The organism is Nioella sp. (assembly GCF_964229645.1).
In the GTDB taxonomy this organism is placed as follows: domain Bacteria; phylum Pseudomonadota; class Alphaproteobacteria; order Rhodobacterales; family Rhodobacteraceae; genus Nioella.
Genome location: NZ_CAXREX010000201.1, coordinates 1 through 6283 on the forward strand (window position 1 = coordinate 1; position 6283 = coordinate 6283).

Sequence of the window (6283 nt, forward strand, 5' to 3'; positions counted from 1 at the left end):
GAGGGACCGATCACGCAAACGAATTCGCCCCTGTTCAGCGTCAGGTCGACGCCATCGAGGATCGTGGCCGCGCCGTACCGGACCGAGGCCCCGTCGACGCGCAGAACCTCCTGCGCCCCGCTCTTCGTTGCGTCGATACCCTTGGTTTCCAACATCGCGTGCCTCCCAGACGTCGGGACCGTAGGGGCGCGGTGCATTATATGTCAAATGAATGAATAGTATTGGTCTTATAAGTCTGACTTATCCATCTGCGCGTGGCGCGTCTCGACGCCCTGCGCCTGCGCGGCCTCGGGATGGTCAGGACAAGCGGGCGGATTTCTCTTTCACGCGCCGGATCGGGATCGAGGATTCAAGCGAGGCAACACCGACCACCTTGGTCAGTTTCCCGGTCAGGAAACTTTCGAACTCGATGAGATCCGCTACCGCCACGCGGACCAGATAATCCCGGTCCCCCGTCATCAGCCAGCAATCCGTCACTTCGGGGAATTTCCGGATCGCCTCTTCGAAGCTGCGCAGCCGGTCGTCGATCTGGTGATCCAGCTTCACCGAAACGAATACGCTGATCGGAAAGCCCACCTTGGCCTCGGCCAGAACGACCGTGTAACCCCGGACGATGCCGTTCTCCTCAAGGATCCGCACGCGGCGCGCACAAGGGGTCGGGGACAGGCCGACACGCTGGCTGAGGTCCTGAATCGACATCCGGGCATCGCGTTGCAGCTCTGTCAGGATGGCGAGATCGATTGCGTCAAGCTCGCCGGCTTTATTAGGTGATCGTGTCATTGATTTTATGTTTTGAAGAGGATTGCTCCAAATATCTCCCGTATCTTGGCGTCTTTGGCAACATCCACTTCGCGCAATCGGCTATCCTGCGCGCAGAGGAGACGCCCATGACCCAGACCCAGCCCGACCGAACGCCCCGCCCCAGCGATGCCGATCCCGCCGAAACCGCCGAATGGATCGACGCGCTCGATAGCCTCACGCGGCATGCCGATCCCCAGCGCGCGAACTTCGTGCTCAACCGGGTTCTCGATCACGCCCGCCATATCGGCGTGACGACCAGCGGTCTGCCCTATTCGGCTTATCGCAACTCGATCCCGCTGGCGCAGCAGCCCGCCTATCCCGGCGATCTGGCACTGGAAGAGCGGATCACCTCGATCATCCGCTGGAACGCGCTGGCGATGGTGGTGCGCGCAAACCGGGCCTATGGCGAGCTGGGCGGGCATATCGCCTCTTACGCCTCGGCGGCCGAAATCTTCGAGGTCGGCTTCAACCATTTCTTCCGCGCCAAGACCGACGATTTCGCCGGCGATCTGGTCTATTTCCAGCCGCATTCCGCCCCCGGCATCTATGCCCGCGCCTTTCTCGAAGGGCGACTGAGCGAAGACGATATCGCCAATTACCGGCAGGAAGTGCCCGGCAAGGGCCTGTGTTCGTACCCGCATCCGTGGCTGATGAAAGAGTTCTGGCAGGTGCCCACCGGCTCGATGGGGATCGGCCCGCTCAGCGCGATCTACCAGGCGCGGTTCATGCGCTATCTTCAGGCGCGCGGGCTGTCCGATACCGGGGGGCGGCATGTCTGGGGCGTGTTCGGCGACGGCGAGATGGACGAGCCGGAATCCATTGCCGGGCTGACGCTGGCCGCGCGCGAGAACCTCGACAACTTGACCTTCATCGTGAATTGCAACCTGCAGCGACTCGACGGTCCGGTGCGCGGGAACGGGCAGATCATCCAGGAACTGGAATCGCTGTTCGTGGGCGCGGGCTGGAACGTCATCAAGGTGTTGTGGGGCTCGGAATGGGACGCGCTGTTCGCGGCTGATACCAACCATGTGCTGCTGCGCCGCTTTGCCGAAACGGTCGACGGGGCCTATCAGGATCTCGGCTCGAAGGCGGGCGATTACAACCGCGCGAAGTTCTTCGATCTGGACCCGGACTCGGCGGCGCTGGTGCGGCATCTGAGCGATGACGACATCCACAAGCTCAAGCGCGGCGGCCATGACCTGAAGAAACTCCACGCGGCTTTCGCAGCGGCCAAGGCGCACAAGGGGCGCCCGACCGTCATCCTGGCGAAGACCAAGAAGGGTTACGGCATGGGCGGCGCGGGCGAATCCCGCATGACCGCGCATCAGGCCAAGAAACTTGATATCGAGGCCCTGATGGCCTTCCGCGACCGGTTCGATCTGCCGCTTTCGGACAAGGCGGTCGAGACGCTGCAATTCTACAAGCCCGCCGAGGACAGCGCCGAGATCCGCTACCTGAAAGGACGCCGCGCGGCGCTTGGCGGCTACCTGCCCCGCCGCAGCGAGAAGGCCGCCGCCAGCGCCCCCGCCCGCCCGAAGCCTCAGGCCTATGCGGGCTTCGCGCTGAGCGCCGACGGCAAGGAAATGTCGACCACGATGGCCGCCGTGCGGATCATGGGCAACCTGCTGAAGGACAAGGCCTTCGGCCCCCGGATCGTTCCCATCGTCGCCGACGAGGCGCGAACCTTCGGCATGGACAACCTGTTCCGGCAGATCGGCATCTATGCGCCCAAGGGCCAGCTCTACGATCCCGAGGACAAGGGCTCGATGCTGTATTACAAGGAAGCCGCGAACGGCCAGCTTCTGGAAGAGGGCATCACCGAAGCCGGCGCGCTGAGTTCCTGGACCGCCGCGGGCACCGCCTATTCGGTGCACGATACGGAATTGCTGCCGGTCTATATCTATTACTCGATGTTCGGCTTTCAGCGGGTGGGCGACCTGATCTGGGCCGCCGCCGACCAGCGCACGCGCGGCTTCCTGCTGGGCGCCACCGCCGGGCGCACGACACTGTCGGGCGAAGGGCTGCAGCACCAGGACGGGTCGAGCCACATGGCCGCCGCCACCATCCCCAATTGCCGCGCCTATGACCCTGCCTTTGCCTACGAGCTTGCGGTGATCATGGAACACGGCATGACGCGGATGCTGGACGAGAAGCGCGACGAGTTCTTCTACATCACCGTGATGAACGAGAATTACGCCCAGCCCTCGATGCCCGAGGGGGTCGAGACGGATATCCTGCGGGGTCTCTACCGGCTGAAATCCACGCTGCCCGGAGAACAGAAGCGCGTGCGGCTGATCGGGTCGGGCACGATCCTGCTGGAAACGCTGGCCGCCGCCGACCTGCTGGAAAAGGAGTTCGGCATCGGCGCCGACATCTTCTCGGCCACGTCCTTCACGGAGCTGGCGCGCGACGCGATGGCCTGCGAGCGGCGCAACCGTTTCGCCCCGGTCGCCGAGGCCGAGACCAGCCATCTGGACCGGCTGCTGCCCGGCGATTGCCCGGTCGTCGCGGCCAGCGATTACGTGCGTGGCTTCCCGGGCCAGATCGCGCCCTTCGTCCGGGCCCCGCTGACCCTTCTGGGCACGGACGGGTTCGGCCGGTCGGCCAACCGCAAGGCCCTGCGCCGCTTCTTCGAGGTGGATCGCCAGCATATCGCGCTGGCCGCGCTCAAGGCCCTGGCCCGGCGCGGCGAGGTCGCGGACACGGTCGTGTCGAAGATGATCGAGACGATGGGGATCGATACCGGCGCGCCGGCGCCCTGGGACCTGTGAGCGGAGAACGAGATGAGCGACAGTATCGAAATCCGCGTGCCGGATCTCGGCGAGTTCAAGGACGTGCCTGTGGTGGAAATCCCGGTCGCGGTGGGCGATGAGGTCCGCGCGGACGACACGCTGCTGGTCCTGGAATCGGACAAGGCAACGCTTGATGTGCCGAGCCCGCGGGCGGGGCGCATCGTCGAGCTTCTGGTCACCCAAGGCGCGATCGTCAGCGAAGGCACGCTCGTCGCCCGGCTGGAACCCTCAGGCCCGGTGGAGAGCCCGGTGAAAAGCCCGGCGGCGCCAGCCCCGGCCGGCGAACCTGGAAGAGAACCGGCCAGCGAACCCGCCCGCGACGCCGCGCCGCGTCCGGCGCCCCCCGCCCCGGACCCGGTGGCCCCCGGCCCTGGTAATGCCCCCGGCCCGGCGGTCCATGCCTCGCCCTCGATCCGCCGCTACGCGCGGATGCTGGGCGTGGCGCTTGGCGATGTCGCGGCAACAGGCCCCAAGGGCCGGATCCTGCGCGAGGACGTGGAAGCCTTCGTCAAGGCGCAGCTCACCGCGCCGAAGTCCGCGCAATCCTCGCCGCTTGCGGGCCTCCCCGACTGGCCGAAAGAGGATTACGCCAAATTCGGGCCGGTCGAGCGCGTGAGCCTCAGCCGCATCGTCCGGATCTCGGGGCCGGCGCTGGCGCGCAATGCCATGGTCATCCCGCATGTGTGCAATTTCGACAAGGCCGACATCACCGCGCTGGAAGACTTCCGCAAGACGCTGAACACCGAAGCCCCGCCCGATACCGCCAAGATCACCCTTCTGGCCTTTACCGTGAAAGCGGTGGTGTCGGCGCTGCAGGCCTATCCCAAGTTCAACAGCGCGCTCGACGGCGACGCCGTCGTGCTGAAGAAATACTGGAATATCGGTGTCGCGGCGGACACGCCCGAAGGGCTGGTCGTCCCGGTCGTCAAAGCCGCCGACCAGAAGGGCGTGGCGGAAATCGCTTCGGAAATGGCCGATCTTGCCGCGCAGGCCCGGGCGGGCAAATTGTCCCCCGCCGCCATGTCGGGCGCCAGCTTCACCATTTCGTCCCTGGGCGGGATCGGCGGCACGGGCTTCACCCCGATCATCAACGCGCCGCAAGTGGCGATCCTGGGCGTGACGCGCGCCGAAATCCAGCCGGTCTGGCGCAATGACGGGGTCGAGCCGCGCCTGATCCAGCCCCTGAGCCTGAGCTGGGATCACCGCGTGGTCGACGGCGTCGCCGCCGCGCGTTTCCTGCAACATATCTGCCGGATCCTCAGCGATTTCCGGCGCGTTTCGATCTGAGGGCCGCGATGATCCAGGATATTCCCATCCCCGAAATCGGTGATTTCCACGACGTCCCGGTGATCGAGATCCTCGTGGCGCCCGGCGACCGGGTGAACGAGGACGACACGCTGCTGACGCTGGAAAGCGACAAGGCGACGCTCGATGTGCCAAGCCCCGTGACCGGGACCGTGACCGAGGTGCTGGTCTCGGTGGGCGACAGGGTGAGCGAGGGGGCTGTCATCCTGCGCGTCGAGACCGAGGACCGGGCTACTCCCGCACCCGCTTCAGAAACCGCAGCCTCTGCCGTACCGGCAACCCGGGATCACGCGCCGCTGGTCGTGATCGGCGCCGGTCCGGGCGGCTATACCGCCGCCTTCCGCGCCGCCGATCTGGGCCGCGCGGTGGTATTGATCGATCCGCGTGCCACGCTGGGCGGGGTCTGCCTGAATGTCGGCTGCATCCCCTCGAAGGCGCTTTTGCATATCGCCAAGGTCATCGACGAGGCCGCAGCGGCGCGCGCGCACGGGCTGGATTTCGGCGCGCCGGACATCGACCTGACGCGGATCCGCGCCTTCAAGGACGGTGTGGTCGGGCGGCTGACCTCGGGGCTGAGCGGGCTGGCGAAACGGCGCAAGGTGCGGGTGATCCGGGGCACCGCCCGTTTCACCGGCCCGGGCAGCCTGCGCATCGAGACGGAAACCGGCCCGCAGGACCTGGGCTTCGATCAGGCGATCATCGCCACCGGGTCCGAACCCGTGCGCCTGCCCTTCCTGCCCGAGGACGCGCGCATCATCGACAGCAGTGGCGCGCTCGATCTTGCCGATATTCCCGACCGGATGCTGGTCATCGGCGGCGGGATCATCGGGCTGGAAATGGCGCAGGTCTATCACGCGCTCGGCGCCCGGATCGACATTGTCGAGGCGACCGGCCAGATCATCCCCGGCGCCGACCGCGATATCGTCGCCCCGCTCGCCAAACGGCTGCGCGACAAGGGGATCACGATCCACACCGATACCCGTGTCACCGCCGTCACGGCAGGCGACAGGCTCGAGGCTCGGTTCGAGACCGCCGCCGACACCTTCCACGAGCGCTATGACCGGATCCTCGTCGCGGTGGGGCGGCGGCCCAATGCCGACCGGATCGGCGCCGAGCAGGCGGGGATCGCGCTGACGGCGCAGGGTTTCCTGTCGGTCGATGCCCGGATGCGCACCTCGCAGTCGCATATCTTCGCCATCGGCGATGTCGTGGGTCAGCCGATGCTGGCGCACAAGGCCACGCATGAAGCCAAGGTCGCGGCCGAGGTCGCCTGCGGCGAAAACGCGGCCTTCGAGCCCGCCTGCATCCCCTCGGTCGCCTATACCGACCCCGAGATCGCCTGGGTCGGCCTGACCGAGGCGAAGGCGAAGGCAGACGGGATCCGG

The 6283-nt window shown here is 66.4% G+C and carries 4 protein-coding genes; 3 read left to right on the plus strand and 1 reads right to left on the minus strand.

Annotation, left to right across the window (positions count from 1 at the left end):
• Positions 1-297 precede the first annotated feature (297 nt).
• On the minus strand, positions 298-780 hold the full coding sequence (locus ACEQXV_RS13620) for an Lrp/AsnC family transcriptional regulator (protein WP_370269657.1): 483 nt from the start codon (positions 778-780) through the stop codon (positions 298-300).
• A 107-nt stretch (positions 781-887) separates the two neighbouring features.
• Here ACEQXV_RS13620 and mdeB point away from each other — a divergent pair, with 107 nt between their 5' ends.
• The 3 genes from mdeB to ACEQXV_RS13635 form a co-directional block, all read left to right on the plus strand.
• Positions 888-3572: an alpha-ketoglutarate dehydrogenase gene (gene mdeB, locus ACEQXV_RS13625; RefSeq protein ID WP_370269659.1), complete on the plus strand. Its 2685-nt coding sequence runs from the start codon at positions 888-890 to the stop codon at positions 3570-3572.
• Between the two features lie 12 nt (positions 3573-3584).
• The gene (locus tag ACEQXV_RS13630; protein WP_370269660.1) at positions 3585-4880 is read left to right on the plus strand and encodes a 2-oxo acid dehydrogenase subunit E2; all 1296 of its coding nucleotides are present in this window, start codon (positions 3585-3587) and stop codon (positions 4878-4880) included.
• Positions 4881-4888: 8 nt separating this feature from the next.
• Positions 4889-6283 (plus strand): FAD-dependent oxidoreductase (locus ACEQXV_RS13635; RefSeq protein WP_370269661.1); only part of this gene is annotated, 1395 nt, incomplete at its 3' end.